General features: G+C 67.8%; 26 protein-coding genes and 2 pseudogenes. 11 read left to right on the forward strand and 17 right to left on the reverse strand.

Going from position 1 to position 25,943, the window contains the following annotated elements; translation table 11 throughout:
- Positions 1–15 precede the first annotated feature (15 nt).
- Complete coding sequence (locus tag LGN10_RS27785) at positions 16–927, reverse strand: LysR family transcriptional regulator (RefSeq protein WP_059645602.1); 912 nt, start codon at positions 925–927, stop codon at positions 16–18.
- Between the two features lie 172 nt (positions 928–1,099).
- Here LGN10_RS27785 and gcl point away from each other — a divergent pair, with 172 nt between their 5' ends.
- From gcl to lysM, 4 genes are all read left to right on the forward strand, one after another.
- Entirely contained in the window at positions 1,100–2,875 is a 1,776-nt protein-coding gene (gene gcl / locus LGN10_RS27790) for a glyoxylate carboligase (protein WP_226225704.1), read from the forward strand.
- Between the two features lie 39 nt (positions 2,876–2,914).
- Positions 2,915–3,724, forward strand: a complete 810-nt coding sequence (hyi, locus tag LGN10_RS27795; protein WP_059645599.1) for a hydroxypyruvate isomerase — start codon at positions 2,915–2,917, stop codon at positions 3,722–3,724.
- A 41-nt stretch (positions 3,725–3,765) separates the two neighbouring features.
- Positions 3,766–4,659, forward strand: coding sequence for a 2-hydroxy-3-oxopropionate reductase (locus LGN10_RS27800; protein ID WP_059585257.1), 894 nt, complete (start codon positions 3,766–3,768; stop codon positions 4,657–4,659).
- A gap of 460 nt (positions 4,660–5,119) precedes the next feature.
- Complete coding sequence (gene lysM / locus LGN10_RS27805) at positions 5,120–5,590, forward strand: peptidoglycan-binding protein LysM (RefSeq protein ID WP_059585256.1); 471 nt, start codon at positions 5,120–5,122, stop codon at positions 5,588–5,590.
- 106 nt (positions 5,591–5,696) lie between these two features.
- Here the strand turns inward: lysM and LGN10_RS27810 are convergent, their stop codons facing one another.
- On the reverse strand, positions 5,697–6,719 hold the full coding sequence (locus tag LGN10_RS27810) for an asparaginase (protein WP_226225706.1): 1,023 nt from the start codon (positions 6,717–6,719) through the stop codon (positions 5,697–5,699).
- A gap of 272 nt (positions 6,720–6,991) precedes the next feature.
- Between LGN10_RS27810 and LGN10_RS27815 the strand changes: the two genes are divergently transcribed.
- The 3 genes from LGN10_RS27815 (at position 6,992) to LGN10_RS27825 (ending at position 8,830) form a co-directional block, all read left to right on the forward strand.
- On the forward strand, positions 6,992–7,282 hold the full coding sequence (locus tag LGN10_RS27815; protein WP_059585254.1) for a PsiF family protein: 291 nt from the start codon (positions 6,992–6,994) through the stop codon (positions 7,280–7,282).
- 269 nt (positions 7,283–7,551) lie between these two features.
- Complete coding sequence (locus LGN10_RS27820) at positions 7,552–8,001, forward strand: hypothetical protein (RefSeq protein ID WP_059585253.1); 450 nt, start codon at positions 7,552–7,554, stop codon at positions 7,999–8,001.
- A gap of 241 nt (positions 8,002–8,242) precedes the next feature.
- Positions 8,243–8,830, forward strand: coding sequence for a YSC84-related protein (locus LGN10_RS27825; RefSeq protein WP_059585252.1), 588 nt, complete (start codon positions 8,243–8,245; stop codon positions 8,828–8,830).
- Between the two features lie 121 nt (positions 8,831–8,951).
- On the opposite strand, the gene LGN10_RS27830 is transcribed toward LGN10_RS27825, so the two are convergent.
- The 9 genes and pseudogenes from LGN10_RS27830 to mltG all read right to left on the reverse strand — a co-directional run bounded on the left by LGN10_RS27830 (position 8,952) and on the right by mltG (position 17,596).
- Complete coding sequence (locus LGN10_RS27830) at positions 8,952–10,016, reverse strand: glycosyltransferase family 4 protein (RefSeq protein ID WP_060316529.1); 1,065 nt, start codon at positions 10,014–10,016, stop codon at positions 8,952–8,954.
- A gap of 264 nt (positions 10,017–10,280) precedes the next feature.
- On the reverse strand, positions 10,281–11,456 hold the full coding sequence (locus tag LGN10_RS27835; RefSeq protein WP_226225707.1) for an AAA family ATPase: 1,176 nt from the start codon (positions 11,454–11,456) through the stop codon (positions 10,281–10,283).
- Between the two features lie 36 nt (positions 11,457–11,492).
- A pseudogene (locus LGN10_RS27840) lies at positions 11,493–12,666 on the reverse strand (mechanosensitive ion channel family protein).
- Positions 12,667–12,755: 89 nt separating this feature from the next.
- Positions 12,756–13,112 (reverse strand): Rap1a/Tai family immunity protein, encoded by a 357-nt coding sequence (locus LGN10_RS27845; protein ID WP_059585248.1) that lies wholly within the window; start codon positions 13,110–13,112, stop codon positions 12,756–12,758.
- A 121-nt stretch (positions 13,113–13,233) separates the two neighbouring features.
- The gene (locus tag LGN10_RS27850) at positions 13,234–13,944 is read right to left on the reverse strand and encodes an ankyrin repeat domain-containing protein (protein WP_060316539.1); all 711 of its coding nucleotides are present in this window, start codon (positions 13,942–13,944) and stop codon (positions 13,234–13,236) included.
- A 43-nt stretch (positions 13,945–13,987) separates the two neighbouring features.
- Positions 13,988–14,767 (reverse strand): TatD family hydrolase, encoded by a 780-nt coding sequence (locus LGN10_RS27855; RefSeq protein WP_226225708.1) that lies wholly within the window; start codon positions 14,765–14,767, stop codon positions 13,988–13,990.
- 141 nt (positions 14,768–14,908) lie between these two features.
- The gene (locus LGN10_RS27860; RefSeq protein ID WP_059585245.1) at positions 14,909–15,937 is read right to left on the reverse strand and encodes a DNA polymerase III subunit delta'; all 1,029 of its coding nucleotides are present in this window, start codon (positions 15,935–15,937) and stop codon (positions 14,909–14,911) included.
- 19 nt (positions 15,938–15,956) lie between these two features.
- Positions 15,957–16,577, reverse strand: a complete 621-nt coding sequence (tmk, locus tag LGN10_RS27865; protein ID WP_006478605.1) for a dTMP kinase — start codon at positions 16,575–16,577, stop codon at positions 15,957–15,959.
- Positions 16,577–17,596: an endolytic transglycosylase MltG gene (mltG, locus tag LGN10_RS27870; protein ID WP_226225709.1), complete on the reverse strand. Its 1,020-nt coding sequence runs from the start codon at positions 17,594–17,596 to the stop codon at positions 16,577–16,579. Before mltG ends, tmk begins: the two co-directional genes overlap by 1 nt.
- Before the next feature lie 77 nt (positions 17,597–17,673).
- Here mltG and LGN10_RS27875 point away from each other — a divergent pair, with 77 nt between their 5' ends.
- Both LGN10_RS27875 and LGN10_RS27880 read left to right on the forward strand, forming a co-directional pair.
- A complete protein-coding gene (locus LGN10_RS27875; RefSeq protein WP_226225710.1) occupies positions 17,674–18,708 on the forward strand; it encodes a YgfZ/GcvT domain-containing protein in 1,035 nt (344 codons plus the stop codon).
- A 76-nt stretch (positions 18,709–18,784) separates the two neighbouring features.
- Positions 18,785–19,630 (forward strand): NRDE family protein, encoded by an 846-nt coding sequence (locus LGN10_RS27880; protein ID WP_059585242.1) that lies wholly within the window; start codon positions 18,785–18,787, stop codon positions 19,628–19,630.
- A 16-nt stretch (positions 19,631–19,646) separates the two neighbouring features.
- On the opposite strand, the gene LGN10_RS27885 is transcribed toward LGN10_RS27880, so the two are convergent.
- The 5 genes from LGN10_RS27885 to LGN10_RS27905 all read right to left on the reverse strand — a co-directional run bounded on the left by LGN10_RS27885 (position 19,647) and on the right by LGN10_RS27905 (position 22,961).
- Positions 19,647–20,093, reverse strand: coding sequence for a GNAT family N-acetyltransferase (locus LGN10_RS27885; RefSeq protein ID WP_059585329.1), 447 nt, complete (start codon positions 20,091–20,093; stop codon positions 19,647–19,649).
- 41 nt (positions 20,094–20,134) lie between these two features.
- Positions 20,135–21,094: an alpha/beta hydrolase gene (locus LGN10_RS27890; protein ID WP_226225716.1), complete on the reverse strand. Its 960-nt coding sequence runs from the start codon at positions 21,092–21,094 to the stop codon at positions 20,135–20,137.
- Positions 21,095–21,252: 158 nt separating this feature from the next.
- On the reverse strand, positions 21,253–21,732 hold the full coding sequence (locus tag LGN10_RS27895) for a PaaI family thioesterase (protein WP_226225711.1): 480 nt from the start codon (positions 21,730–21,732) through the stop codon (positions 21,253–21,255).
- Positions 21,732–22,043 (reverse strand): Dabb family protein, encoded by a 312-nt coding sequence (locus LGN10_RS27900; RefSeq protein WP_124861800.1) that lies wholly within the window; start codon positions 22,041–22,043, stop codon positions 21,732–21,734. Before LGN10_RS27900 ends, LGN10_RS27895 begins: the two co-directional genes overlap by 1 nt.
- 303 nt (positions 22,044–22,346) lie before the next feature.
- On the reverse strand, positions 22,347–22,961 hold the full coding sequence (locus tag LGN10_RS27905) for a hypothetical protein (RefSeq protein ID WP_226225712.1): 615 nt from the start codon (positions 22,959–22,961) through the stop codon (positions 22,347–22,349).
- A 68-nt stretch (positions 22,962–23,029) separates the two neighbouring features.
- On the opposite strand from LGN10_RS27905, the gene LGN10_RS27910 reads away from it, so the two are divergent.
- Together LGN10_RS27910 and LGN10_RS27915 are read left to right on the forward strand one after the other, a co-directional pair.
- The gene (locus tag LGN10_RS27910; protein WP_226225713.1) at positions 23,030–23,272 is read left to right on the forward strand and encodes a hypothetical protein; all 243 of its coding nucleotides are present in this window, start codon (positions 23,030–23,032) and stop codon (positions 23,270–23,272) included.
- A 406-nt stretch (positions 23,273–23,678) separates the two neighbouring features.
- A complete protein-coding gene (locus LGN10_RS27915) occupies positions 23,679–25,820 on the forward strand; it encodes a hypothetical protein (RefSeq protein ID WP_226225714.1) in 2,142 nt (713 codons plus the stop codon).
- On the opposite strand, the pseudogene LGN10_RS27920 reads toward LGN10_RS27915, so the two are convergent.
- A pseudogene (locus tag LGN10_RS27920) lies at positions 25,817–25,943 on the reverse strand (IS630 family transposase); the annotation flags it as partial. The gene LGN10_RS27915 and the pseudogene LGN10_RS27920 overlap by 4 nt on opposite strands.

Genomic DNA, 25,943 nt, shown 5'->3' on the forward strand with positions numbered 1-25,943 from the left:
CGGGCGCGCCGGCCGTTACGGCGTGGTGCGCCAGTAACCGGGGCGCGCATACGCTTCGCGCAGGTAATCGATGAAGTAACGCACGCGCGCCGGCACGTAGCGCTGCTGCGGGTAGACGGCGAGGATGTCGTAGTCGGGCAGCGCGTATTCGTCGAGCACGGTCTCGAGTTCGCCCGTTTCGAGCTGCGCGGCGATCTCCCACGTCGAGCGCCAGCCGAGCCCGAGCCCCTCGGCCACCCAGCGGTGCAGCAGCTCGCCGTCGTTGCAGTCGAGATTGCCGGTCACGCGCATCGTCGCGATCTTGCCGTGACGCTGGAAATACCAGCCGCGGTTCTGCCCGCCCTGCAGGTTGAACGCGAGACAGTTGTGCTTGAGCAGGTCGTCGAGCGATTTCGGCCGGCCGTGCCGGCGGAAATAGTCGGGCGTGCCGCACACCACGCGCCGGTTCGACGCGAGCTTCACAGCGACGAAGTTCGGATCGACCGCGCCGCCGATCCGGATCGACAGGTCGTAGCCTTCGCGCACGAGATCGACGACGCGGTCGGTCAGGTTGAACGACAGCTGCATCTCCGGCTTGTCGGCCAGGAAGCCGGGCGCGTGCGGCGCGACGTGCTTGCGGCCGAACGCGGCCGGCGCCGACACGATCAGGTGCCCGCTGACCGCGCGCCGGCCGGCAGCCAGCTCGTTCTCGGCCTGATCCCATTCGGACAGCAGCCCGCGGCAGCGCTCGAGGAACGCGGCGCCCTCCTCGCTGACCACCAGCCGCCGCGTCGAGCGGTACATCAGTTTCACGCCGAGGCGCTTCTCCAGCGCGTCGATGCGCCGCCCCAGCACCACCGGCGACACGCCCTCCTCCAGCGCCGCCGCCGCGAGGCTGCCGGCATCGGCCACGCGCACGAACGTCTCGATCTGCTTGAAGCGGTCCATCTCCCGTCTCCGTCTTGGCTCCGACACCGGCGGGAAGCCCCGTCCGGCCGTCATTCCATACTTTTAGTTTCGAAATAAGCGACTTCGGCTGATCTTATCAAACCTTTCCTGCATCCCTAAAGTGTCCCCAACAGACCGATTCGCACGATCCGCCATATTCAAGGAGACATTCATGGCCAAGATGAGAGCCGTCGACGCAGCCGTACTCGTGCTCGAGAAGGAAGGCATCCAGACCGCGTTCGGCGTGCCGGGCGCGGCGATCAACCCGTTCTACTCGGCCATGCGCAAGTCGGGCGGCATCAGCCACGTGCTCGCGCGCCACGTCGAGGGCGCATCGCACATGGCCGAAGGCTTCACGCGGGCGGCGCCGGGCAACATCGGCGTGTGCATCGGCACGTCGGGCCCCGCCGGCACCGACATGATCACCGGCCTCTACTCCGCATCGGCCGACTCGATTCCGATCCTCGCGATCACGGGCCAGGCGCCGCGCGCGCGCCTTTACAAGGAAGACTTCCAGGCCGTCGACATCGAATCGATCGCGAAGCCGGTCACCAAGTGGGCCGTCACCGTGCGCGAACCGGCGCTCGTGCCGCGCGTGTTCCAGCAGGCGTTCCACCTGATGCGCTCGGGCCGCCCGGGCCCGGTGCTGGTCGACCTGCCGATCGACGTGCAGCTCGCCGAAATCGAGTTCGACATCGACACGTACGAACCGCTGCCGGTCTACAAGCCCGCGGCCACCCGCGCGCAGATCGAGAAGGCGCTCGCGATGCTCAACGACGCGGACAAGCCGCTGATCGTGTCGGGCGGCGGCGTGCTCAACGCGGCGGCCGAAGACCTGCTCGTGCAGTTCGCCGAAACGGTCGGCGTGCCGGTGATCCCGACGCTGATGTCGTGGGGCGCGATTCCCGACGATCACCCGCTGATGGCCGGCATGGTCGGCCTGCAGACGTCGCACCGCTACGGCAACGCGACGATGCTCGCGTCCGACTTCGTGCTCGGCATCGGCAACCGCTGGGCGAACCGCCACACGGGCAGCGTCGAGGTCTACACGAAGGGCCGCAAGTTCGTGCACGTCGACATCGAGCCGACGCAGATCGGCCGCGTGTTCGGCCCGGATCTCGGCATCGTGTCCGACGCGAAGGCGGCCCTCGAGCTGTTCGTCGCGGTCGCGCGGGAATGGAAGGCCGCGGGCAAGCTGGAGGACCGCGGCGAGTGGGTGTCCGAGTGCCAGGCGCGCAAGCGCACGCTGCAGCGCAAGACGCACTTCGACAACGTGCCGGTCAAGCCGCAGCGCGTGTACGAAGAAATGAACAAGGTGTTCGGCCGCGATACCTGCTACGTCAGCACGATCGGCCTGTCGCAGATCGCCGCCGCGCAGTTCCTGCACGTGTTCAAGGCACGCAACTGGATCAACTGCGGCCAGGCCGGCCCGCTCGGCTGGACGATCCCCGCCGCACTCGGCGTGCGTGCGGCCGACCCGAGCCGCCCGATCGTCGCGCTGTCCGGCGACTACGACTTCCAGTTCATGATCGAGGAGCTCGCGGCCGGCGCGCAATTCAAGCTGCCGTACGTGCACGTCGTCGTGAACAACTCGTACCTCGGGCTGATCCGCCAGGCGCAGCGCGCGTTCGACATGGACTACTGCGTGCAGCTCGCGTTCGACAACGTGAACGCGCCCGAACTGAACGGCTATGGCGTCGACCACGTGGCCGTCGCGGAAGGCCTCGGCTGCAAGGCGCTGCGCGTGTTCAAGCCGGAAGAGATCGAGCCGGCGCTGCGTCAGGCGCAAACGCTCGCGGAAGAGTTCAGCGTGCCGGTGGTCGTCGAGGTGATCCTCGAGCGCGTGACGAACATCTCGATGGGCACCGAGATCGACGCGATCAACGAATTCGAGGAGCTCGCCGAAAAGGCCGAGCACGCACCGACCGCGATCTCGATGCTCGACTGAACCGCACGACATTTTTGACCGACCGAAGAGGCTTAGCTCATGCCGAAGTTTGCTGCAAACCTGACCATGCTGTTCAACGAAGTGCCGTTCCTCGACCGCTTCAAGGCGGCCGCGGACGCGGGCTTCGACGCCGTCGAGTTCCTGTTTCCGTATCCGTACGCGAAAGAAGAACTCGCCGAGCGGCTCGAGACGCACGGCCTGCGCCTCGTGCTGCACAACCTGCCCGCCGGCAACTGGGACCAGGGCGAGCGCGGCATCGCGTGCCTGCCCGATCGCGTCGGCGAATTCCAGGAAGGGGTCGGCCGGGCGATCGACTACGCGAAGGCGCTGAAGGTGCCGCAGCTGAACTGCCTGGTCGGCATCCCGTCGGCGAGCACGGCGCGCGACAAGACGTTCGTGACGATCGTCGACAACCTGCGCTTCGCCGCCGACGCGCTGAAGCGCGAAGGCATCCGCCTGCTCGTCGAGCCGTGCAACCGCTTCGACATCCCGGGCTTCGCGCTGAACCGCTCGTCGGAAGGCCTCGACGTGATCCGCGCGGTCGGCTCGGACAACCTGTTCCTGCAGTACGACATCTATCACATGCAACGCATGGAAGGCGAACTGGCCGCGACGATCGAACGCAACCTCGCGTCGATCGGCCACGTCCAGCTCGCGGACAACCCGGGCCGCAACGAGCCGGGCACCGGCGAGATCAACTACGCGTTCCTGTTCGCGCTGCTCGACCGGCTCGGCTATGCCGGCTACGTCGGCTGCGAATACAAGCCCCGCACCACCACGACGGAAGGCCTCGGCTGGCTGCAAAGCGTGGCCGGTTGCGCACCGGCCTCGGCGCGTCGCGCCGCCTGAGTCGCACCCTTTCCGTTTTCAGCCCCACAGGAGACTTTCACATGGCAACCATCGGTTTCATCGGCCTCGGCATCATGGGCGCGCACATGGCGCGCAACCTGCTCAAGGGCGATCATCAACTCGTCGTGAACGGCGCGTTTCCGATCCCGGACGATCTGCGCGGCAGCGCCAAGGTCGTCGCGAACTCGACCGAAGTCGCACGGCACGCGGACATCATCATCTCGATGGTGCCGGACACGCCGGACGTGCGTAACGTGCTGTTCGCCGACGACGGCGTCGCGAAGGGCCTGAGCGCCGGCAAGCTCGTGATCGACATGAGCTCGATCTCGCCGCTCGACACGCAGGCATTCGCGAAACAGATCAACGCGCTCGGCTGCGACTACCTCGACGCGCCGGTGTCCGGCGGCGAAGTCGGTGCGCGCGAAGCGACGCTGACGATCATGGTCGGCGGCCCCGAGAAGGCGTTCGAGCGCGCGAAGCCGCTGTTCGAGAAGATGGGCAAGAACATCACGCTCGTCGGCGACAACGGCGCGGGCCAGACCTGCAAGGTCGCGAACCAGATCATCGTCGCGCTGAACATCGAAGCGGTCGGCGAAGCGCTGCTGTTCGCCGCGCGTTCGGGCGCCGATCCGGAACGCGTGCGCCAGGCGCTGATGGGCGGCTTCGCCGCGTCGCGCATCCTCGAAGTGCACGGCGCGCGCATGACCAAGCGCACGTTCGACCCGGGCTTCCGCATCGAGCTGCACCAGAAGGACCTGAACCTCGCGCTCGACGGCGCGCGCAAGCTCGGCCTCGCCCTGCCGCACACCGCGAGCGCGCAGCAGTTGTTCAGCGTGTGCGCGTCGCACGGCGGCAAGGCATGGGATCACTCGGCACTCGTGCGCGCGCTCGAGATCATGTCGAACTTCGAGATCGGCCAGACGCCGGCCGCGTAACGCGGCCGCAGCAACGCGCGTTTGTGCTGCGATGGCGGACACGCGCGACGAATGATTGCGATCCGGCCGCGGCCGGTCGCATCGATGCGCGGTGCACACGCGCATCACGGTGGGGCGCCCCGCCCTGCATCGCCAACGGCATGCGGGACGGGGCGAAAAACGCCGCTCTGGGCTGAGAGCGGCGTGGTGGGGTCCGCAGCGGCACCCGGCGGCGCCGGGGAAGCCTTGGTCGGTCAGACGTCGTCGTCGGGTGTCCGCCTGTCGGATTTCGCGTATTACATTTCTTTACGTTCGAGCGTGCGATTTTTCATGCAATCGTCGCGTTGAACGCCTACACTTTCGCCACGCCTTTCGAGAAAACCGCCGCGCCTGCGTTTCCCTCCGGAGACCGCACCCAGCGCGGTGTTTTTTTCGCCACTTCACGGCGCGTTTTCTTTTCAACCACCTAAGGAGTGCAACGATGGGTCTTCTTTCGTTTATTAAAGAGGCGGGTGAAAAACTGCTGGGTCACGCCGATGCACAGGCAGCGGAAGATCCGAATGCCGCGAACCAGACCGCGGCCGATGCGATCAAGAACTACATCAACTCGCAAGGTCTCGACACGTCGAACCTGACCGTCGCGTTCGACGGCGCGTCGCGCACCGTCACGCTGTCGGGCAGCGTCGCCGATCTCGACACGAAGGCGAAGGTCAAGGTCGCGGCCGGCAACGTGCAGGGTGTCGCGGGCGTCAACGACGACGGCCTGCAGCCGGACGATCCGGAAGTGCGGTACCACGACGTGAAGCCGGGCGACACGCTGTCGGCGATCGCCAAGGAAGTGTACGGCGACGCGAACAAGTACCCGGCGATCTTCGAGGCGAACAAGCCGATGCTGTCGAGCCCCGACCGGATCTACCCGGGCCAGAAGCTCGTGATTCCGCCGCAGTCCTGAGCATTCGCGCAGCGCTGATGCAAAAAAGGCAGGCCGCTCGGCCTGCCTTTCTTCATGGACGACGCGCACCGCGCGATCGGCGCGTGTCGATCTTCCCGTCATCGAATCACAGCGTATCGAACGCGCGCTGCAATGCGTCGCGATCGTGAATGCCGTTCGCGAGCGCGAGCATCAGCAGCACGCGCGCCTTGAACGGGTGCAGCGAGCCCGCGCTCACGAAACCGAGTGCATCGTCGCTCGCGGCGCCGTTGCGCATCACGTGCCCCGACCCGACGCGCGACGCACGAACCACCGCCACGCCCGCATTGACCGCATCGGCGAGCGCCGCCTGCAGCGTCGCATGAATCGACCCGTTGCCGGTGCCCGCGACGACGAGGCCGCGCACGCCGGCCCCGACGAGCGCATCGACGGCCGTGCGCGTCACGCCCGCATAGCTCGCGACGACCTCGACCGGCGGCCAGCTTGCCGCGATCGCCAGTTGCGTGTCGCGCGTACGCGTGATGCGGCGCGCGAATTCGACGCGGCCGTCCTGTACCCAGCCGAGCGCCCCGAGCTCCGGCGACTGGAACGCGTCGACAGCATAGGTGCTCGTCTTCACGACGTCGCGCGCGCCGTGGATCCGGTTGTTGAACGCGACCAGCACGCCCTGCCCGCGCGCGGCCGGATGGGCGGCCACCGTCACCGCGTTCAGCAGGTTCAGCGGGCCGTCGGACGACAACGCGGTCGCCGGCCGCATCGCGGCCGTCAGCACGACCGGCTTGTCGCCCCGGATGACCAGATGCAGCGCGTACGCCGTTTCCTCGAGCGTATCGGTGCCGTGGGTGATCACGATGCCGTCGATCGCGGGATCGGCCATCAGCGCGTCGATCCGCGCAGCGAGCGTGTTCCACAGCGGCAGCGCGAGATCCTTGCTGTCGATGCTGGCGATCTGCTCCGCGTCGATGCGCGCGACCGACGCAAGCGCCGGCACGGCGTCGACCAGGAAACTGACGCCGAGCGCGCCGGCCTGGTAGCCGGCCGTGCTGGCCGCGTCGGGCGCGGCGCCGGCGATCGTGCCGCCGGTGGCGAGTACGGCGATGCGCGGCAGCGTCGCCGCGGACGAAGGGGATGCGGTGTTCGGTGTATTCATGGCCGCGATTGTAATGGCTCGCGGCCGCGAGCCGGCAGGTTCCGGCGCGACGGGCCGGCGCCGGCCGCCGCGCGTCATGGTTTGTCCCGATCTCCTGGCCGCGTGCGCCGTCAACGGCCATGGCGTCCGCAACGTTATAGAAAGTGCCGTTTTGGTGTTTTCACCTTGATTTGCCATAATCGGAACGCGTGGTGCGATGTGGCCCTGTCCACGTCGCGTCGAGCTTCATGACGGCGTCGACCACGCGCAATTCACCCCATGGGAGTGTCGAAATGAAAATCCAATCGCTCGTAGCCGCACTGCTTCTCGGCGGCATGCTGGCTTCCCCCGCCTTCGCGGCGAACAGCCAGCAGGACAAGATGAAGGCCTGTAACACGCAGGCAGCCGGCAAGACGGGCGACGAACGCAAGGCGTTCATGAAGGACTGCCTGTCGGCGAAGCCCGCGAAGGCGATGACGCAGCAGGAAAAGATGAAGGCGTGCAACACGCAGGCCACCGGCAAGAAGGGCGACGATCGCAAGGCGTTCATGAAGAGCTGCCTGAGCAATCAGCCGGCCGCCTGAGTTCCGGCGCTCCCCTCTCGAATGCCGCGCACCGCTTCGGCGGGCGCGGCATTTTCATTTTCGTTGCACGCGCATCGACGCGCGCACGCCGCCTGTCCCTCCCCGTTTTCCGGCCCGCCGTCCCGACGCCGCCACAGGGGCGGTAATTCGGGTGCGGCAATTCGCCGCGTTTTCTTCTATGATGGCTGCAACGCGGCCCACCCAAGACCAAGAAGCGCCATCGGGCCGCCCTCGAGACGAACGCGCACGCGCGTCAAACGGAGGCCTGGATGGCATGGAGACAACACCGCTGGTTTCGCCGCTGGCTGATCGTGATCGTGTTCTGGGCCGTGCCCGTCGCGATCGTCGCCGTGCGCGAGATCCGCGAGGAAATGGCCTACAACAAGGCCGACCTGCAGCTCGCGCTGACCACCTGGCAGCTCACCGACGCGCAGCAGGCCGCCGGCGCCGCCGCGAAGTGCCGCGGGGATGCCGACGAGGCGCGCGCGGCCGGTTGCCCGGCCGATGTGCTGGCGGCCAACGCGCCGCGCCAGCAGGCGGCTCGCGACGAATACGTCGTGCGCCGCAATACGCTCGCCGGCTATCTGTGGCATGCGTTCGTCGGCTACTGGGTCGTCCCGGCCGCGTTCCTGTTCGCGTGCGGCGTCGTGATCGCGCTGATCCGTCGCGCGCTGCGCCGCCCGCCGATCAAGCCGCCCGTTCCCCCCGTCACGCACTGACACCGGCGCGCCGCGGGCGCCGCCCCTGCAATCGCCCGCACGTTCCCGCACGACGCCCCTGTGCGAGGCATGCGTCGCGCGGGCGCCGCTTCGTCCGTTGGCGCGCCGCGACACCCGCGCGCGATTTGACGCTTTTTCACGTGGCAACGAAAAGTGGCCCTGATCCGCTGTGATATAACTGCCGACGTGATCCGCTCCTTGAGCGAGACTCACTCCGAACATCATCCGATGGAGAACAACGATGCAAAAACGGACTCTTGTGCTCAAAGCCGCCGCCGCGCTCATCGTCGGTAGCCTCGCGCTCACCGGTTGCACCACCACCCCGGACAAGCCGGACAATGCCGCCACCAACGCGTCGAAGCGTCAGTCGATCGACGCGAGCGTCGACGCCACGCTGTCGCGCATGTACTCCACCGTCAAGGGCTCGCGCGAGCTCGTCGCGAAATCGCGCGGCGTGCTGGTCTTCCCCGAAGTGCTCCAGGCCGGCTTCATCGTCGGCGCCCAGTCCGGCAACGGCGCGCTGCGCGTCGGCGGCAGCACCGTCGGCTACTACAACACGTCGTCGCTGTCGGTCGGCCTGCAGGCCGGCGCGCAGTCGAAGGCGGTCGTGTTCCTGTTCATGACGCAGCAGGCGCTCGACGAATTCCGCAGCTCGGACGGCTGGGCAGCCGGCGCCGGCGCATCGGTCGCGCTCGTGAAGATGGGCGCGAACGGCGCGGTCGATTCCAACACGGCCACCGCGCCGATCCAGGTCGTCGTGCTGACGAACGCCGGCCTGATGGGCGACGTGTCGATCAACGGCACCAAGGTCACGAAGCTCAAGATCTGACGTTGACGCACTGCCCGGGCGCGGCGCGCCGGGCATGCGCAAACGGCGATGTCCTCGCGGGCATCGCCGTTTTTTTATCCGCCCGCGTCGCGCGTCAGGTCAGCCAGGCTGATCGGACCGCTCAGGTCGTCGAGTCGATCACCTTGAAGCGCGAACGCTTCTGCGCGCGGATCACCGACTGGTACACGTCCACGTACTGCTGCGCCATCCGGCGCGACGTGAAGCGCTCCTCGAAGCGCTGCCGCACGCGCGCACGCGGCAGCAGGTGCAGCCGGTTCACCGCGGCCACCGCGCTGATTTCATCCTCGACGATGAACCCCGACACGCCCTCGTCCACCACTTCGGGCACCGCGCCGCGGTTGAATGCGATGACCGGCGTGCCGCACGACATCGCCTCGATCATCACCAGGCCGAACGGCTCCGGCCAGTCGATCGGAAACAGCAGCGCATGCGCGCCCGACAGGAATTCGGCCTTCTCGTGATCGGCGATCTCGCCGATGTATTCGACGTGCGGCAACGCGAAGAGCGGCTTGATCTCGCGGTCGAAGTATTCCTGGTCGGCCGCGTCGATCTTCGCGGCGATCCGGATCGGCAGCCCGCACTGGCGCGCGATGCGGATCGCGGTATCGACGCGTTTTTCCGGCGAGATGCGGCCGAGGAACGCGAGATAGCGCGGCTCGACGGGCTGCGGCATGTACAGCGTATCGGGCAGCCCGTGATAGACGGTCGTCAGCCATTTCGCCTGCGGCAGCGGCTGGCGCTGCGCATTGGAGATCGAGATCACCGGCGCGGTGTTGAAGGTGTCGAATACCGGCTGCTGCTCGGGCAGGTCGAGCCGGCCGTGCAGCGTCGTCACGTAAGGCGTTTCCTGCCGGTTGAAGACCGAGAACGAGTAGTAGTCCATGTGGAAATGGAGCACGTCGAAATCCTTCGCGCGGCGCGCGACCGTCTCCATCAGCAGCATGTGCGGCGCGACCCGGTCGCGGATCGACGAATCGAGCCGCAGCGCGCGCGGCCACACGGCCTCGAGCGTCGCCCGCGTCGTCGAATCGCCGCTCGCGAACAGCGTCACATCGTGGCCGAGGTCGACGAGCGCCTCGGTGATGTAGGACACGACGCGCTCCGTGCCGCCGTACAGCTTCGGCGGCACGGATTCGGTCAGCGGGGCGATCTGGGCAATTCTCATGGTCCACGTCTCCTGTGTCCTGTCCGTTGCGGTACGGCCGGCGGGATTGCGCGCTTGCGTACGCCCGCCGTGCGTCCATGCGGCGCCGGCCGGCGTGGCGCCAGCCGAATATCTCATTATTATTCGCGATCCCGATGAGCGGAACCGCTGGTCTTTCATTTTTTGGGGGTTGTTACAGACCGGATACATTCGGCCGACCGGGCACGGCCGCCTCGCAGCGGGCCCGGCCGGGCCGATCACGCCCCAGGGCGCCCCGTCAGGCTGTCAACGCGACGGCCACTTCCAGGCCGGCAGGTCGCGCGAGTCGGCATCGACGAGCGCGGTCGCGCCGAGCTGCTTGTCGAGCACCAGCGATTCGCAGCCGGCCTCGCGCTCGAGCGTCGCGATGAGCCGCGCCGCGTGCGACACGACCAGCACCTGGGAACGCCGGGCGGCCTGCGCGATCAGGCGGCCGAGCGCCGGCAGCAGATCGGGATGCAGGCTCGTCTCCGGTTCGTTCAGGACCATCAGCGCCGGCGGCCGCGGCGTCAGCAGCGCGGCCGCGAGCAGCAGGTAACGCAGCGTGCCATCCGACAGCTCGGCCGCCGCCAGCGGCCGCAGCAGCCCCGGCTGGCGCATCAGCACGTCGAAACGGCCGCGGCCGCCCGGGTTGTCGATCTCGACCGACGCACCGGGGAACGCGTCGTCGAGCGCCGCGTCGAGCGCCGCGGCATCGCCGATTTCGCGGATCGTCTGCAGCGCGGCGGCCAGGTCGGCGCCGTCGTCCGCGAGCACCGGCGTATGCGTGCCGATGTGCGACTGGCGCGCCGGCGCGTGCGCATCGGTCCGGAAATGGTCGTAGAAGCGCCACGAGCGAATCCGTTCGCGCACCGCGATCATCTCGGGCGCGCCGGTCGGATCGGCGAATTCGGTCATCATGCTGTCGAAGCTCGCGACCGGCTGCGGGATCGTCAGCCAGTCGCCCGACGCGGTACGCGCGCGGATCTGCGCGCCCTGCCGGTCGACCAGCAGCGTGGACGGGCGCAGCACCGCGCCGCCCCAGATGCACTCGCGCTTGACCACCGGGTCGAGCGCGAACTGCGAACGGCTCGGCAACGGCAGGCCGAGATCGATCGCATAGCCGAAATCGTCGCACGCGAAACCGAGCTTCAGGCTCACCGGGCCCTTGCGCACCGTGCCCGTCACCGGCACCTCGCCGGCCAGCATCGCGCGCGAGAAGCGCTCGGGGCCGGCCCACAACGTCGACGGCAAGCCGCCCTCGCGCGCGAGCGACGGGATCACGCGGCCCTGTGCGGTATCGGCGAGCAGCCGCAGCGCGCGGTACACGCTCGACTTGCCGCTGCCGTTCGGGCCCGTGACGACGTTGAGCGCCGCGAGCGGCACGATCAGCTCGCGCAGCGAGCGGTAATTGGCGATGGCAAGCGTCTTCAGCGCGGTCATGGGAACGGGAAATGGCAAGCAGGGGCCGGGACGCGCTCAGCGGCCTTCGACGGCCTGCGGGTCGGCGGCGGTGTTGGCCGCCGTGCTGGCGGCAGGCGAGCGCACGTGCGGCCGTTCGCGATTCGGCGCATCGGGCGCCGAGTCGTGCGGATACAGCTCCATCCGGCTGCGCGGCAGGCATTGCGGATAGCGGTCCTGCAGATAGGCGATCAATCCTTCGCGCACGCGGCAGCGCAGATCCCAGCACGACGACGAATCGGCCGCGCTGACGAGCGCGCGCAACTGCATCGTGCGCTCCGTCGCGTCGGTCACCTGCAGCACCTGCACGCGGCCGTCCCACTCGGGCGCGGCGTGGACGAGCCGCGCGAGCTCCTCGCGCAGCGGCGCGAGCGGCGTGCGGTAATCGACCGACAGGTAGACGGTGCCGATGATCTCCGCGCTGCTGCGCGTCCAGTTCGTGAACGGGTTCTCGATGATCCACTGCAGCGGCACGACGAGGCGCCGCTGGTCCCACAGCCGCACCGACACGAACGAGCCGGTGATTTCCTCGATACGCCCCCCACTCGCCCTGGATCACGACCACGTCGTCGAGCCGGATCGGCTGCGTGAGCGCGATCTGCAACCCGGCAATCAGGTTGCCGAGCACCGGCCGTGCGGCGATACCGGCGACCAGCCCCGCGACGCCGGCCGACGCCAGCAGGCTCGCGCCGATCTGGCGCACGTTCGGGAACGTCATCAGCGCGGCGCCGGTGCCGATGATCACGATCAGCACCATCACGGTCCGCACGAGCACCTTGGCCTGCGTATGGACGCGCCGTGCCTGCAGATTGTCGGCCGTATCGATCGGATGGGCCTGGATGATCGCGTCGCCGACGCCGGCCGCGAGCCGCACCAGCAGCCACGTGAGCGACACGATCGAGCCGACCGCGGCCGCGGTGCGCATGCCGCGCACGAACGACATGCCGTCGTCGGCCTGGACCCACAGGAATTCGAGCGCCAGCAGCGCCAGCACGACGAGCGACGGCTTGTCGATGTAGCGCAGGATCGCGCTCATCAGCGGATACGGCTGCGCGATGCGCTTGACGATGCGTGCGCCGAGGCGGTGCACGACCGTGACGACCAGTATGACGATGACCGACACGCCCAGCGTGCCGAGCCACGAATGCAGCGGCGCATCGGCGATGCGCTGCAGTTCCTCGATTGAAATCATCGGCGCCCTCGAGTGATGAAGCCCACTGGCTTCGTCCTGGATGCGTCGGCGACGCCCGGGCCGCGCACGCGCCCGGACACGGCGTCAGATCAGCTGCCGTTCCTGCAGGGAAACGCCTTGCCGAGACCGAGCGACACCGCGGTGCTCGCGTTGTAGTCGGCCAGCTTCGGATTTTCCGCGATGTACTTGCGCACCGCGTCCGTCATCTGTTGCGCCCGGATGTCGGGCGGCAGGCAGAAATACTGGCCGACGCGCGGCCCCGTGGTGCCGCCGATCGCATCGATCGTGTTGTAGACGCCGTCGGCGGCGCCTTCGATATAGGCCGCGCACGACGCCCGCGACTTGACGTCCGTCTTCGCGCACAGCCGGTCGAGATCCGCGCCCGTGAAAGCCGCCGCCGACAACGGCACGGCAAACGCCGCGGCACAAAACATTGCGCGCAACATGGTGTTCCTTCTTATGTCAAGGCGGCCCGAGACCGCCTGCTGCGTTGGCCGGTGCGGCAACGGATGCCCTGCTCCGCCCGGAAGCCGGCTGGCCGGACAGGCGCCGCCGCACCAAAAACCGTTATTTTGCACTCTTTTGAGCATCTGCCGGCGTGCCCGCACCGATACGCGTCGTCCGCTTGCTCAGGATCTCGATCGCGTCCGGCGCGTTGTAGTGCTTCGCGAACTCGAGCGCGGTGATGCCGAGCTGGTTCTTCACCTGCGGATCCGCGCCCTGGTCGAGCAGCAGCGTGACCGTCGACGCATGATTGCCGCGCGCGGCCATCATCAGCGGCGTCGTGCCGTTCGGCGATGCGGTGTCGATGTACGCGTCGTGGTCGAGCAGCACCTTGACGACCGCGTCCTGGCCGTTGGTCGCCGCGTAGTGCAGCGGCGCCCAGCCCTTCTTGCTGACTTCCGCGCCCTTGTCGATCAGCAGCTTGACGAGGCCGAGGTCGCCGTTCAGCGATGCGAGCATCAGCGCGTTTTCGCCGGCCTTGTCTTCCTTCTCGAGGTCGACGTTCGGCGTCGTCGCGATCGCGGCCGCGACCTTGTCGGACTTCTCGCGCGCGGCGATCACGAGGATCGGGTCGCCGTTCGGCGCGAGGGTGTTCGGATCGAGCTTGCCGCTCTTGAGCTGCTTGCCGATATCGGCGATGTCGTCGAACTTGACGGCCTTGACGATCGCGTCGAGCGACTCGGCATGCGCGCCGGCGGCGGCGAACAGGCCGCTCGCGACGAATGCGGCGGCAACGAGGGCGCGTTTGGACAGATGGTTGGTCGGCTTCGTCATTGTTGTGGGCTCCTTCCCTGGGTTGTCGGCTGCGCGCGCGTCGTTAGCGGGCGATCTTGAACAGCCGGAAAAAGTTCTGCGTCGTCGCATCGGCGAGCGCCTCGACGGCGATCCCGCGCTCGGATGCGATAAAGCGTCCGACATGGCTGACGTACGCAGGTTCATTCGGCTTGCCGCGATACGGCACCGGCGCGAGGTACGGCGAGTCGGTCTCGATCAGCAGCCGGTCGAGCGGCACGCGCCGCGCGACGTCCTGCACGTCGGTCGCGTTCTTGAACGTGACGATGCCCGACAGCGAGATATGGAAGTTCTGCGCGAGCGCCTGCTCGGCAACCGGCCACGGCTCGGTGAAGCAGTGCATCACGCCGCCCGGCACGTCCGCGCGCTCCTCGGCCATGATCCGCAGCGTGTCTTCCGACGACGCGCGCGTGTGGATGATCAGCGGCTTCATCGTCGCGCTCGCCGCGCGGATGTGCGTGCGAAAACGCTCGCGCTGCCATTCCATGTCGGCGATCGAGCGGCCTTCGAGGCGGTAGTAGTCGAGGCCGGTTTCGCCGATCGCGACGACCTTCGGGTGCGCGGCCAGCTCGACGAGCTCCGCGAGCGTCGGCTCGCGCGCGTCCTCGTGATCGGGATGGACGCCGACCGACGCGTACACGTTGTCGTGCGCTTCGGCGATCGCGAGCACGTCCGGCAGCGTCTCGAAATCGACCGACACGCACAGCGCATGCGTGACGTCGTGCTCGCGCATGTTCTCGAGAACGGCCGGCATGCGGTCGGCCAGGCCCTTGAAATTGATGTGGCAGTGAGAGTCGACGAACATCGTGTTTCCTGAATACGTGAGACGGGCGCTCATGCGCCCGCCGGCTGGCGGCACCGGGCGACGTGCGCGGGCCGGGCGGCCACGGCCGCGCCGCAGCGGGACCCGTTCATCGTTTCGCAACCCATCGGAAACAATGCCGGATCAAGCGAACATTTCCCGATATCCGAGAAACAATTCCTCGAATACGAGCCGCGCGTTGAGCGGATGGTTCTCGACCGTCCGCTGCCGCGTCACGGCTTTCATGAAGCGCGCGAATGCGTTCGCGTCGACCGCTTCCGCGCAGCGCGCCAAGGCGGCCGCGTGCGTCGGGAAGTAGCGCGGCGCGCCGGCCATCCGCTGCGCGAGCAGATCGTACAGCCAGCGCTGCAGCCAGCCGAGCACCAGCGGCACCGGCAGCTTCTGCAGCGTCTCGCCGCATGCGAACGGGTCGCACGCCGCGCCGGCCGCGAGTTGCCCGAGCGTGTAGTCGCGCAGCGGGCGATTCTCGTCGCTCGCGAGCGCCAGCGCGGCGAGCGGCGCGCCGCCGGCTTCGGCGAGCAGCGCGCTGGCGTGGTCGACGCCCTGCGCCGCGAGCCACGCGGCGGCCGCCTCCGGCGCCGGTACGGTCATCGGCCACTGGCGGCAGCGGCTGATGATCGTCGGCAACAGGCGGTCGATGCGCGCCGACACGAGCAGGAACACGACGCCGGGCGGCGGCTCCTCCAGTGTTTTCAGCAGCGCGTTCGACGCGGCGACATTGAGCGCCTCGGCCGGATACAGCACGACGACGCGCGCGCCGCCGCGGTGCGAGCCGACCCCGCAGAAGTCGAGCAGCGCCCGCACCTGCTCGATCTTGATTTCCTTGCTCGGCGCCCGCGTCTTCTTGCCGCCTTCGTCCGCGTCGGCCGGCTTCGCGTCGTCGGCCGCGCCCGGCGCCTCGCCCGCCAGCGCCTCGGGCAGCACGATCCGGTAGTCCGGATGGTTGCCCTGCGAGAACCAGTTGCAGGCCGCGCAGGCGCCGCACGGCTCGCCGTTCGGCTGCGGCGATTCGCACAGGAAGCCCTGCGCGAGATGCTGCGCGAACTGCAGCTTGCCGATCCCGGCCTGACCGTGCAGCAGCAACGCATGCGGCCATTGCGCGCGCAGTTGCTGCAGGCGGTTCCAGTCGTCGGTTTGCCACGGATAGATCATGGGGTGCGTTCCTTGCGGGTTACAGCGCGGCGAGCACGCGTTCGAGCTGCTGGCGGATCTCGGGAATCGATCGCGTCGCGTCGACGATCGCGAAGCGGTGCGGCGCCTCCTCCGCTCGCCGCAGGTATTCGGCGCGCGTACGCGAGAAGAACGCATCGGATTCGCTTTCGAACTTGTCGGGCATGCGCGCGGCGCCGCGACGCTCGCTCGCCACCTGCGGCGCAACGTCGAACAGCACCGTGAGATCGGGCTGGAAACCGCCCTGCACCCAGCGCTCGAGCGTCTCGAGCTTGTCGCGCGGCAACCCGCGCCCGCCGCCCTGGTACGCGAACGTCGCGTCGGTGAAGCGATCGGACACGACCCAGTCGCCGCGCGCGAGCGCCGGCTCGATCACGAGCGCGAGGTGCTCGCGACGCGCGGCAAACATCAGCAGCGCTTCCGTCTCGAGATCCATCGGCTGGTTCAGCAGGATCTCGCGCAGTTTCTCGCCGAGCTGCGTGCCGCCCGGCTCGCGGGTGACGACGACCTGCCGGCCGGCCGCGGCCAGCCGGCCCTGGAGGCGTTCGCAGAACCATTGCAGGTGGGTGGTCTTCCCCGCCCCGTCGATGCCTTCGAACGTGATGAATTTACCGCTCGCCATTATTGACCTCGTATGTACTTGTCCACGGCCTTGTTGTGGTCGCCGAGCGTGTCCGAGAACACGCTCGTGCCGTCGCCCTTCGCGACGAAATAGAGCGCGCTCGTCGGGGCCGGATTGATCGCCGCCTGCAGCGCGGCGACACCCGGCAACGCGATCGGCGTGGGCGGCAGCCCGCGTCGGGTGTAGGTATTGTAGGGAGTGTCGGCCTGCAGGTCGCGCTTGCGCAGACGGCCGTCGTACGCGTCGCCGAGCCCGTAGATCACCGACGGATCGGTCTGCAGCGGCATGCCGATGCGCAGCCGGTTCGCGAACACGGCCGCGACGAACGCGCGATCGGCCGCATGGCCGGTTTCCTTCTCGACGATCGACGCGATCGTCAGCATTTCGTAAGGCGACTTGTACGGCAGCCCCGGCGTGCGCGCAGCCCAGGCCTCGTCGACGCGCGCCTGCATCAGGCGGTAGGCGCGCCGGTAGATGTTCAGGTCGCTCGTGCCCTTGTCGAACAGGTAGGTGTCGGGGAAGAACAGCCCCTCGCCGCTGCCGCGCTGCACCGCGCTCTCCGGCGCGCCGATCGCGCGCAGCAGCTCGGCGTCGCTCATGCCGGCCGTCGCGTGCGTGAGATCGGGGTTCGCGTCGAGCTCCGCGCGCATCCGCTTGAAGGTCCAGCCTTCGATGACGGTCGCGACGTACTCGTTCACGTCGCCGCGCGCGATCTTCTGCAGCACGTCGTACGGCGTGATGCCGGTCTTGAATTCGTAGTTGCCCGATTTGAGCCGGCTCGACAGCCCGAGCAAGCGCGTCATCGCGACGAACGCGAACGGCTCGACCGGCACGCCGCCGCGCTCGAGCTGCAGCGCGACGCTCTTCACGCTGCTGCGCGGTTTGATCGTGACGTCGAGCGACGCCGAGCCCAGCAACAGCGGCCGGGTCGCCCAGTAATACCCGCCGCCCGCGCCGGCAGCGGCCACAACGACGGCCAGCGCCACGATCGTCGCGGCGCATTTCTTCAGTAGGGACATGGAAACGTGACTCAGGTAAGACCCATATAATACTTGCTCGCCTCCGTCAAAGTCAGGGTTGACTGTTCCCTCATTCCATGAGCACACCGTTCGCTTCACCGGCTGCCCAGGCCGCATCCGCCTCGCTCCCCGTTTTCCCCCGCCCGTCGGCCGCCGATTTCGATGCGCCGGCCGCCTGCATGCCGCTGCCGCAGTTCGGCGTGATCGACGTGGCCGGCGACGACGCCGCGACGTTCCTGCACAGCCAGCTCACCAACGACGTCGAGCATCTCGATGCCGGCAGCGCGCGGCTGTCCGGGTACTGCTCGCCGAAGGGCCGGCTGCTCGCGTCGTTCCTCGCGTGGCGCGCCGGCCACGACGTGCGCCTGCTCGTGTCGAAGGACGTGCAGCAGGCCGTGCAGAAGCGGCTGTCGATGTTCGTGCTGCGCGCGAAGGCGAAGCTGACGGACGCGAGCGACACGCTCGCGGTGGCCGGCTTCGCGGGCGACGTGCGCGACGCGCTGTCGGGCATCTTCGATGCGCTGCCCGACGGCGTGCACGTGAAGGTCGACGGCCCGGCCGGCGCGCTGATCCGCGTACCCGATGCGGCCGGCCGCAAGCGCTATCTGTGGATCGGCCCGCGCGCCGAAGTCGACGCGCGCGTCGCCGCGCTCGCCGGCACGCTGCCCGTCGTGTCGCCCGCCGTGTGGGACTGGCTCGACGTTCGCGCGGGCGAGCCGCGCATCACGCAGCCGGCCGTCGAACAGTTCGTGCCGCAGATGGTCAACTTCGACGTGATCGGTGCCGTTAACTTCAGGAAAGGGTGCTACCCGGGCCAGGAAGGGGTGGCGCGCAGCCAGTACCGCGGCACGATCAAGCGCCGCACCGCGCTCGCGCACGTCGCCGGCGAGACCGATACCGTGCATGCCGGCGTCGAGCTGTTCCACAGCGACGACCCGGGCCAGCCGTGCGGGATGATCGTCAACGCGGCGGCCGCGCCGGCGGGCGGCGTCGACGCGCTCGTCGAGATCAAGCTCGCCGCGCTCGACAGCGGCTCGGTGCACCTCGGTTCGGCCGACGGCCCGGCGCTCGCGTTCGACGCGCTGCCGTACGCGTGGCCGACCGAAGCCTGATGCACCGACAACCCGTTCGCGCGCCGGCTCGCGAGTCGCAGCCGGCGCGCGACGTTTCCTGCGAGAGATTCGCCCGATGTGTCTGATTGCCTTCGACTGGCAGCCCGATGCCGCCGCCGGTCCCGTCTTTACCCTCGTGGCCAATCGCGACGAGTTCTTTCGCCGGACCAGCGCGCCGCTCTCGTGGTGGGAAGACGTGCCGGGCGTATTGGCCGGCCGCGACCTCGAGGCCGGCGGCACGTGGCTCGGCGTCTCGCGCGACGGCCGCTTCGCGGCGCTGACCAACTACCGCGCGCCGTTCGACATCCGCGCGGGCGCGCCGACCCGCGGCAAGCTGGTATCCGATTTTCTCGGCGGCACGCCGGTCGCGCCGCTCGACTATCTCGCGCAGCTTGCCGAGCATGCGGCCGTCTACAACGGCTTCAACCTGCTCGTCGGCGACTGGCGCCGGCGCGAACTCGCATGGTTCTGCAACCGCGCGCCCGAGGGTGAAAGCCGGGTCGCCGCGCCCGTCGCGATCGAGCCGGGCGTGCATGCGCTGTCGAATGCACGGCTCGATACGCCCTGGCCCAAAGTGGTGCGCAAGCGCGCGGAGCTCGGCACGCTGCTCACCGACAATCCGACCCCGTCGCTCGACGAACTGATCGCGCTGATGCGCGACCCGCACGTCGCGGACGACGACGCACTGCCGCACACGGGCATTCCGATCGAGCGCGAGCGCGCGCTGTCGGCCGCGTTCATCGAGACGCCCGAATACGGCACGCGAGGCACGACCGCGCTGCGCGTCACGATGAAGGAAGGCGTGCGGCTGACGGTCGAGGTCAAGGAGCGCAGCGACGACGACGGCTCGCACCGCACCGTGCGCCCGGGCGCGTTCGAGCGCGCGTTCACGTTCGATATCGACGCGGCGCGCCCGCGCTGAACGCACGCGTGGCGTGCTACGGCGCGCGCGCCATCTCGACGTGCGGCACGCCGGCTTCGACGAACGGTTCGCCCACCGCCGCGAAGCCGTGCCGCAGATAGAACGACACCGCCGAATCCTGCGCGTACAGCCGCACGACGGCTTCGCCGCGGCGCCGCGCGGCGTCCAGCAGCGCATTCAGCACGGCCGACCCGACGCCCTGCCCGCGCACGTCGGCCAGCACCGCGACGCGGCCGATCGTGCCGGACGGCAGCAGCCGCCCCGTCGCGACCGCGCGGCGCAGCCCGGTCGCCGCGTCGGTCCGGTACGCGACCGCATGCAGCGACAGCGGATCGTCGTCGTCGAGTTCCCATTCCGGCGGAATCTGCTGCTCGCGCACGAACACCGCGTCGCGGATCCGCGCAGCGTCGCCGCCCAGTACCGTCCAGTCGCCCGTTTCCACGCTGCCTACGCCGTTCGTCATCGCCATCCTCCCGCAGCGTGCGCACCGTCAGGCGCTCGCCGTCAAACCTCGTCGAATGCGGCCTTCAGCGCCGCGACCGCATCGGCATGCGCGGCCCGCACCTCGGGCACGTAGCCGCCCATCTTGAAGAATTCGTGGATCATCCCCGGATAGCAGACCAGCGTGACCGCGTTGCCGGCCGCGCGCAACTTGTCCGCGTACGCGGCGCCCTCGTCGCTCAGCGGATCGTACTCGGCCGTCGCGATCCACGCCGGCGCGACACCCGCGAACGACGGCGCGCCGCGCGTACCGTCGAGCGGCGCGAAACGCCAGTCGTCGCGATCGGCCCGATCGCGCACGTATTGCGTGAAGAACCACTGGATCGTGTCCTGCGTCAGCAGGTAGCCGCTCGCGAGCCGCGCGTGCGATTCGGTGTCCTGGTGGCCCGTCACGCCCGGGTAGATCAGCAGCTGCAGCGCAAGACGAATGCCCGCGTCGCGCGCGAGCACCGCGCAGACCGTCGCGAGCGTGCCGCCCGCGCTGTCGCCGCCGACCGCCAGCCGCGCGGCGTCGATGCCGAACGTGGCGGCCTCGCGATGCAGCCACTGCAATGCGTCGTCCGCGTCGTTCACCGCGGTCGGAAACTTGTGTTCGGGCGCGAGCCGGTAGCCGACCGACAGCACCGCGCAGTGCGCGTCGTGCGCGAACATCCGGCACAGCGCATCGTGCGTGTCGACGCTGCCGACCGTGAAGCCGCCGCCGTGGTAGTACACGAGCGCGGGCAGCGGCTCCGCGAGGCTCGGCGCGACCGGCAGATACAGCCGCGCGCCGATCGTGCGGCTGTCGCGCGTCGGCACGACGCATTCCTCCACCGCATGCATCGGCGCCGGCGCGACGTCGAGGATCGGCGCGCTCTTCTCGTACGCGGCGCGCGCCTGCTGCGGCGTCTGATGGTGATACGACGGGCGTTTCGCGCGCTCGATCATGTCGAGCACCTGGGCGATCTTCGGATTCAGCGGCATCGGTGTGGACGGCGCCGGTGCGGCGTCGTGAACGGACAAGCGTCACATGATGCCACGCGCGCGCCGGGCAGGCGCGCCGTGCCATGTACCGTTATCCCGTGCTCCAAAACGAAACGGCCCTGCCGCATCGAAGAGACAGGGCCGTGCGTGGCGGATGCTTACGCGTCGCTCGGGCCGGGCTGCGCATCCGGCGCGGTGCGCGAGCGTTGCCGCTTGATGTCCCGGCCGACCGCGAGCCGTCGCATGTACTTGAACGTGCCGAGCGCCTTCGCGACGAAATTGCCGTCGCTGTCGCGCACTTCGCCTTCGCAGTAGGCCATCGTCGTCGAGCGGTGCATCACGCGCCCGTAAGCGCACAGCTCGCCGCGGCCCGGCTGCATGAAGTTCACCTTCATCTCGACCGTGACGACGCCGACGCCGTCGTCGGTCAGGCTGCGCGCCGCCATCGCGAGCGCGATATCGGCGAGCGTCATCGTCACGCCGCCGTGCGCGATGCTCCACGTGTTCATGTGCCGCTCCTCGAGCGGCAGCACGATCTCGCTCGCGCCATCCTTCGCGGACACGAGTTGCACGCCGAGCAGATCGACGAACGGGCTTTCGATCGACGGGCCTTCCGTCGGAGTTGCCGCGTCGCTCATCACGCGTTGTCGACGATGTAGTCGACGCACTCGCGCGATTCGGCCACCGCGACGACGAATTTCTTCACTTCCTGGTGAACCGGATGCACCTGGTATGCGTCGAGCGCGGCCTTGTCGGCAAAATCGGAGACGAGCACGACGTCGGCGGTCGCATCGAGGCCCGGCGTCGCCACGCCAACGTCGATCTGCAGGGTGCCCGGCACGAGGTCGCGGCAGCCTTCGAGCTTTTCCTTCAGCTTCAGCGCGTTCTGTGCGCGCGTCGCGCCTTCGGCCGATTCCTTCAACTTCCACATGACGATATGTCTGATCACTTCGTTCGCTCCAGTTCGTGTTGGTTCGGCGATTGGCCTGTCGTCCTTGGCAGCCGGGCACTTTACACCCTTCCGGCGTTCGCTCACGGTCACCCTCCTGCCCGGCATCAGGATCCGACAAGCTCGCGCAGGCGACAAGCCTACCAAACTTGCCGATGGCAATGGACGGTATCTTGGGGCGGGCCCGTCCGCTACCTCGCTCCGGCGCCTGTCGACTCGGTTCGCGTTCCGGCGCCCCAATGCAAAAGCCCCGAGCGCGCTTGCACCCAGGGCTTTGACAGCGTCACATTCGACCACGCCGAACTAATCCCAAACCAGGTTCTCGAACGGCGTGAACCATCCATACGTTCTTGAGCTGACCACGACTTTCCCGCCGTACACGCCGTAGCAAACGTCCTTGCTATCCACGTTTCCCACCACGGGCGCGCCACTGTCACCCGGTTGGGTCTGCGCGTCGCCGTCCAGGTTGAGCAGGACGACGTTCTTGACCTTATCGTTGGTGCCAGGCACCGTGATATCCGCATCCGCCTCGGCAACCGAGCAATTCACGAGACCGGAGAGCGCACCTTGCAACCACAAACGGTGGCCCTTTACGGGACGAACGTTTGAGCCGAACTCCACCGGTTTTTTACCACTGTCCGTCCATATCTCATTGGCCGTTGCCTTGACTCCCGACAACACCGTCACGAGGGCGATATCCTGATTTTCCTCGAGGAAGTTGATGAGCAGATCGCCCACGTGGTTTGCGTCATCGGGCTGACCCACCTTCACATCCTTCTTTCCGAACACATGGCCCGCCGTCGCAAAGCACGTACCGCCGTCATATTCCACGACCAGACCTAAAGTGCCGATCTTGCTGGGGGTCACAATTTTGATCCCGCCGACCAAAGGACGAACTTTGAGATTGTTTGCAGGCATCACGGGCTCCGCTAACGGTTGAAAAAAGCGATTGATCATTGCCGGATGACTATCAAGAACGTTGAAACATGACGCTTGTGAACCTTGGACTGTCTAGCGATCAATCGACGATCCCTCGCCGTGCGGCACAGGCGCAGGAACACGGTTTGCTCGGCTTCGCGCGTGCCGCGATTTGCATGTCGGCCTGTCACGACACTGCCCGACACAACGCGGCGATTCATTTCCTGTTGGGCATCAATGCCCGGCCCGGCATCGTATTTCCGGTCGTTTTGTCACCGGATATCCGGAGTACGTTAATTCGAATCCATTGAATCGCACATTTTACCGAAGCGACTGGCAATAATTTCATCCCATTTTTCAATTCAACATTCGAAAACAAAAACATTATTGACTTCGACTTTCCCGCAAATTTAGAATCGCCTACGACGGCTTACGCATCATTTTCCGCGCCGCCCCGGATTCGCCGCTCACCCGCGCGAAGGCTGGTCTCATCGCCTTTCCAGCGGGGCATCGACGCACACCTCTGCCGTTTTCGGCTTTCGGCATTTATCGGCCAACCGGTTATTTGCCAACCTGTTTCCCTTTAGAAGAAGCGCAACACCCCGATTAATTCCCGCCATTCGCCGGAGTGAATGCAAAACAGGATCAGACGGACCCAAGATCCGTCGATTGGAACATCCAGATAAAAAATCGCGAGTCATCAGGAGGGACATCAACATGCATCGCCTTGCGAAGTCGCTGTGTCTCGGGCTCGTCTGCGCCGGCCTGCTGTCGGCCTGCAACGACGACGACGTCAAATCGAACAGCCCGCCGTCGAACACCGCCGCGTTGTCGTTCCGCATGGACACCGGCGGCCAGATCAACGCGTTCTACCGGCAGGACAAGGTCGCCGCGCATCTGCTGGCGCGCTCGTCCACGAAGCCGCGTCTGCTCGTGGTCTTCCCCGCCGGCAACAGCGGCACCGGGCTGTGGTTCGACGACACCGCGCAGCCGGTGAACTGGAGCCTCGACACGCCGCCGGCCGCACTGTCGGCCCCGGACGCGCACGGCCGTCCGCTGTACGGCATCGGTGCCGACGTGTCGGTCGATACCGCTACGCTGACGATCCGCCAGGGCGTGCTCAGCAACGTGCGCTTCCTGCGCGACTTCAACGGCGGCGCGACGATTCCGCCGCAGATCCTCACCGCGCCGACGGTCCAGGGCAACACCGCGCAATGGCAACGCGACCGGCTCGACGGCGCGCCCGGCTATGCGCTGCGCATCACGCTGCGCGACGGCGGCAGCATCGCGCCGGCAGCGGGCGGCAAGCTCGTGCTCAACGCACCGGCGGGCTCGCACACGCTGAAGCTGCACATCGATGCGCTGTCGGGCGAGACGCCGCTGTCGCCGATCACGCACGCGGACCTGTTCGCGCCGTCCGTGAACCCCGACCCGGTCAGCCAGAACGTGCTCGAATTCCTGAGCTTCAACGACAAGCTGCTGGCCGGTTCGTGGCAATACGACACGTACTTCGGCCGCGACACGCTGATCTCGGTCCGCATGCTGATGCCCGTGCTCGAACCGGCGGCGATCGAGGCCGGGCTGTCGTCGGTGCTGAGCCACCTGTCGCCCGACGGCAAGGTCGCGCACGAGGAAGGCATCGGCGAATTCGCGCTGGTCGACAACCAGAAGAACGGGCGGCCGAACGATGCGACACCGACCTACGACTACAAGATGATCGACAGCGACTACCTGCTCGCACCGATCGCCGCCGCGTGGCTGATCGACGATACGCGCGGCCAGGCCCGCGCGGCCGCGTACCTGGCGCAGCGCGGCAGCGACGGGCAGACCAACGGCAGCCGCCTCGTCGTCAACCTGCTGCACGTCGCGACGACCGCGCAGCCGTTCGCACAGCAACCGTCGGTGGCAAACCTGATCCACCTGCGGCCCGGCGAAATCGTCGGCAACTGGCGCGACAGCACCGACGGCCTCGGCGGCGGCGTCTACCCGTACGACGTGAACGCGGTGCTCGTGCCGGCCGCGCTGCGCGCAGCGAACGCGTTCCTCGCCCGCGGCCTGCTCGATCCGTATCTCGATGCGCAGCAACGCGCGACGCTCGCCAACACGGCGAACGAAGCGGCCACGTGGGAAACGCAAGCGCCGCCGCTGTTCCAGGTCAGCGTGCCGGCCGCGCAGGCGGCCACCGACGTGTCGGCCTATGCGCCATCCGCCGGCGTGCCGGCCAGCGCCGCGCCCAACGCACCGCTGGCCTTCTACGCGCTGTCGCTCGACCAGCAGGGCAACCCGATTCCGGTGATGCATTCGGACGGCGGCTTCGCGCTGCTGTTCGGCACGCCGCCGGACGATCAGCTCCAGCGGATCGTCGGCGACGTCACGCGGCCGTTCCCGACCGGGCTCGTGACCGACGCCGGGATGCTGATCGCGAACCCCGCGTATGCGAGCCCGTCGCTGTGGCCGAAGTTCACGAGCTCCGCGTATCACGGCACGGTGGTCTGGTCGTGGCAGCAGGCGATGTGGGTGGCCGGGCTCGATCGCCAACTGGCGCGCCAGGACCTGTCGGCCACGACACGCACGCTGCTCGCGCAGGCGCGGCAGACGATCTGGCAGGTGATCTCGAACGGACGCGACATGCGCACGTCGGAAATGTGGACGTGGTCCTACGTGAACGGCAAGTACCAGACCGACGCATTCGGCACGCGCAGCGCCGATGCGACCGAAGCCAACGCGGCGCAACTCTGGAGTACGACGTATCTCGCGATCCGCGACCCGCAGCAGCGCGCGGGCAAGTACTGGTGGCAGGCGTCGCAGCCGATGCAGGACGAACGATCGAAGCAGACGACGGCCGTGGCGTCGCGCTAGTGTCCTGTTCCGCTGATTCGCGAGCAAAGTCGATGCAGCTTTTCGAGGATGGAATCGGCTGACGCGGTCCAGACGAACGGTTTGCAGTTTTCGTTGTAGTGGGAGACGAATTGATCGATTCGC

The organism is Burkholderia sp. AU32262, assembly GCF_020419985.1.
In the GTDB taxonomy this organism is placed as follows: Bacteria; Pseudomonadota; Gammaproteobacteria; order Burkholderiales; family Burkholderiaceae; genus Burkholderia; species Burkholderia semiarida.

Coding starts and splice junctions, on each gene's coding strand:
- LGN10_RS27785 (WP_059645602.1), bottom strand. CDS start 927: ATGGACCGCTTCAAGCAGATCGAGACGTTCGTGCGCGTGGCCGATGCC.
- gcl (WP_226225704.1), top strand. CDS start 1,100: ATGGCCAAGATGAGAGCCGTCGACGCAGCCGTACTCGTGCTCGAGAAG.
- hyi (WP_059645599.1), top strand. CDS start 2,915: ATGCCGAAGTTTGCTGCAAACCTGACCATGCTGTTCAACGAAGTGCCG.
- LGN10_RS27800 (WP_059585257.1), top strand. CDS start 3,766: ATGGCAACCATCGGTTTCATCGGCCTCGGCATCATGGGCGCGCACATG.
- lysM (WP_059585256.1), top strand. CDS start 5,120: ATGGGTCTTCTTTCGTTTATTAAAGAGGCGGGTGAAAAACTGCTGGGT.
- LGN10_RS27810 (WP_226225706.1), bottom strand. CDS start 6,719: ATGAATACACCGAACACCGCATCCCCTTCGTCCGCGGCGACGCTGCCG.
- LGN10_RS27815 (WP_059585254.1), top strand. CDS start 6,992: ATGAAAATCCAATCGCTCGTAGCCGCACTGCTTCTCGGCGGCATGCTG.
- LGN10_RS27820 (WP_059585253.1), top strand. CDS start 7,552: ATGGCATGGAGACAACACCGCTGGTTTCGCCGCTGGCTGATCGTGATC.
- LGN10_RS27825 (WP_059585252.1), top strand. CDS start 8,243: ATGCAAAAACGGACTCTTGTGCTCAAAGCCGCCGCCGCGCTCATCGTC.
- LGN10_RS27830 (WP_060316529.1), bottom strand. CDS start 10,016: ATGAGAATTGCCCAGATCGCCCCGCTGACCGAATCCGTGCCGCCGAAG.
- LGN10_RS27835 (WP_226225707.1), bottom strand. CDS start 11,456: ATGACCGCGCTGAAGACGCTTGCCATCGCCAATTACCGCTCGCTGCGC.
- LGN10_RS27845 (WP_059585248.1), bottom strand. CDS start 13,112: ATGTTGCGCGCAATGTTTTGTGCCGCGGCGTTTGCCGTGCCGTTGTCG.
- LGN10_RS27850 (WP_060316539.1), bottom strand. CDS start 13,944: ATGACGAAGCCGACCAACCATCTGTCCAAACGCGCCCTCGTTGCCGCC.
- LGN10_RS27855 (WP_226225708.1), bottom strand. CDS start 14,767: ATGTTCGTCGACTCTCACTGCCACATCAATTTCAAGGGCCTGGCCGAC.
- LGN10_RS27860 (WP_059585245.1), bottom strand. CDS start 15,937: ATGATCTATCCGTGGCAAACCGACGACTGGAACCGCCTGCAGCAACTG.
- tmk (WP_006478605.1), bottom strand. CDS start 16,577: ATGGCGAGCGGTAAATTCATCACGTTCGAAGGCATCGACGGGGCGGGG.
- mltG (WP_226225709.1), bottom strand. CDS start 17,596: ATGTCCCTACTGAAGAAATGCGCCGCGACGATCGTGGCGCTGGCCGTC.
- LGN10_RS27875 (WP_226225710.1), top strand. CDS start 17,674: ATGAGCACACCGTTCGCTTCACCGGCTGCCCAGGCCGCATCCGCCTCG.
- LGN10_RS27880 (WP_059585242.1), top strand. CDS start 18,785: ATGTGTCTGATTGCCTTCGACTGGCAGCCCGATGCCGCCGCCGGTCCC.
- LGN10_RS27885 (WP_059585329.1), bottom strand. CDS start 20,093: ATGACGAACGGCGTAGGCAGCGTGGAAACGGGCGACTGGACGGTACTG.
- LGN10_RS27890 (WP_226225716.1), bottom strand. CDS start 21,094: ATGCCGCTGAATCCGAAGATCGCCCAGGTGCTCGACATGATCGAGCGC.
- LGN10_RS27895 (WP_226225711.1), bottom strand. CDS start 21,732: ATGAGCGACGCGGCAACTCCGACGGAAGGCCCGTCGATCGAAAGCCCG.
- LGN10_RS27905 (WP_226225712.1), bottom strand. CDS start 22,961: ATGCCTGCAAACAATCTCAAAGTTCGTCCTTTGGTCGGCGGGATCAAA.
- LGN10_RS27910 (WP_226225713.1), top strand. CDS start 23,030: ATGACGCTTGTGAACCTTGGACTGTCTAGCGATCAATCGACGATCCCT.
- LGN10_RS27915 (WP_226225714.1), top strand. CDS start 23,679: ATGCATCGCCTTGCGAAGTCGCTGTGTCTCGGGCTCGTCTGCGCCGGC.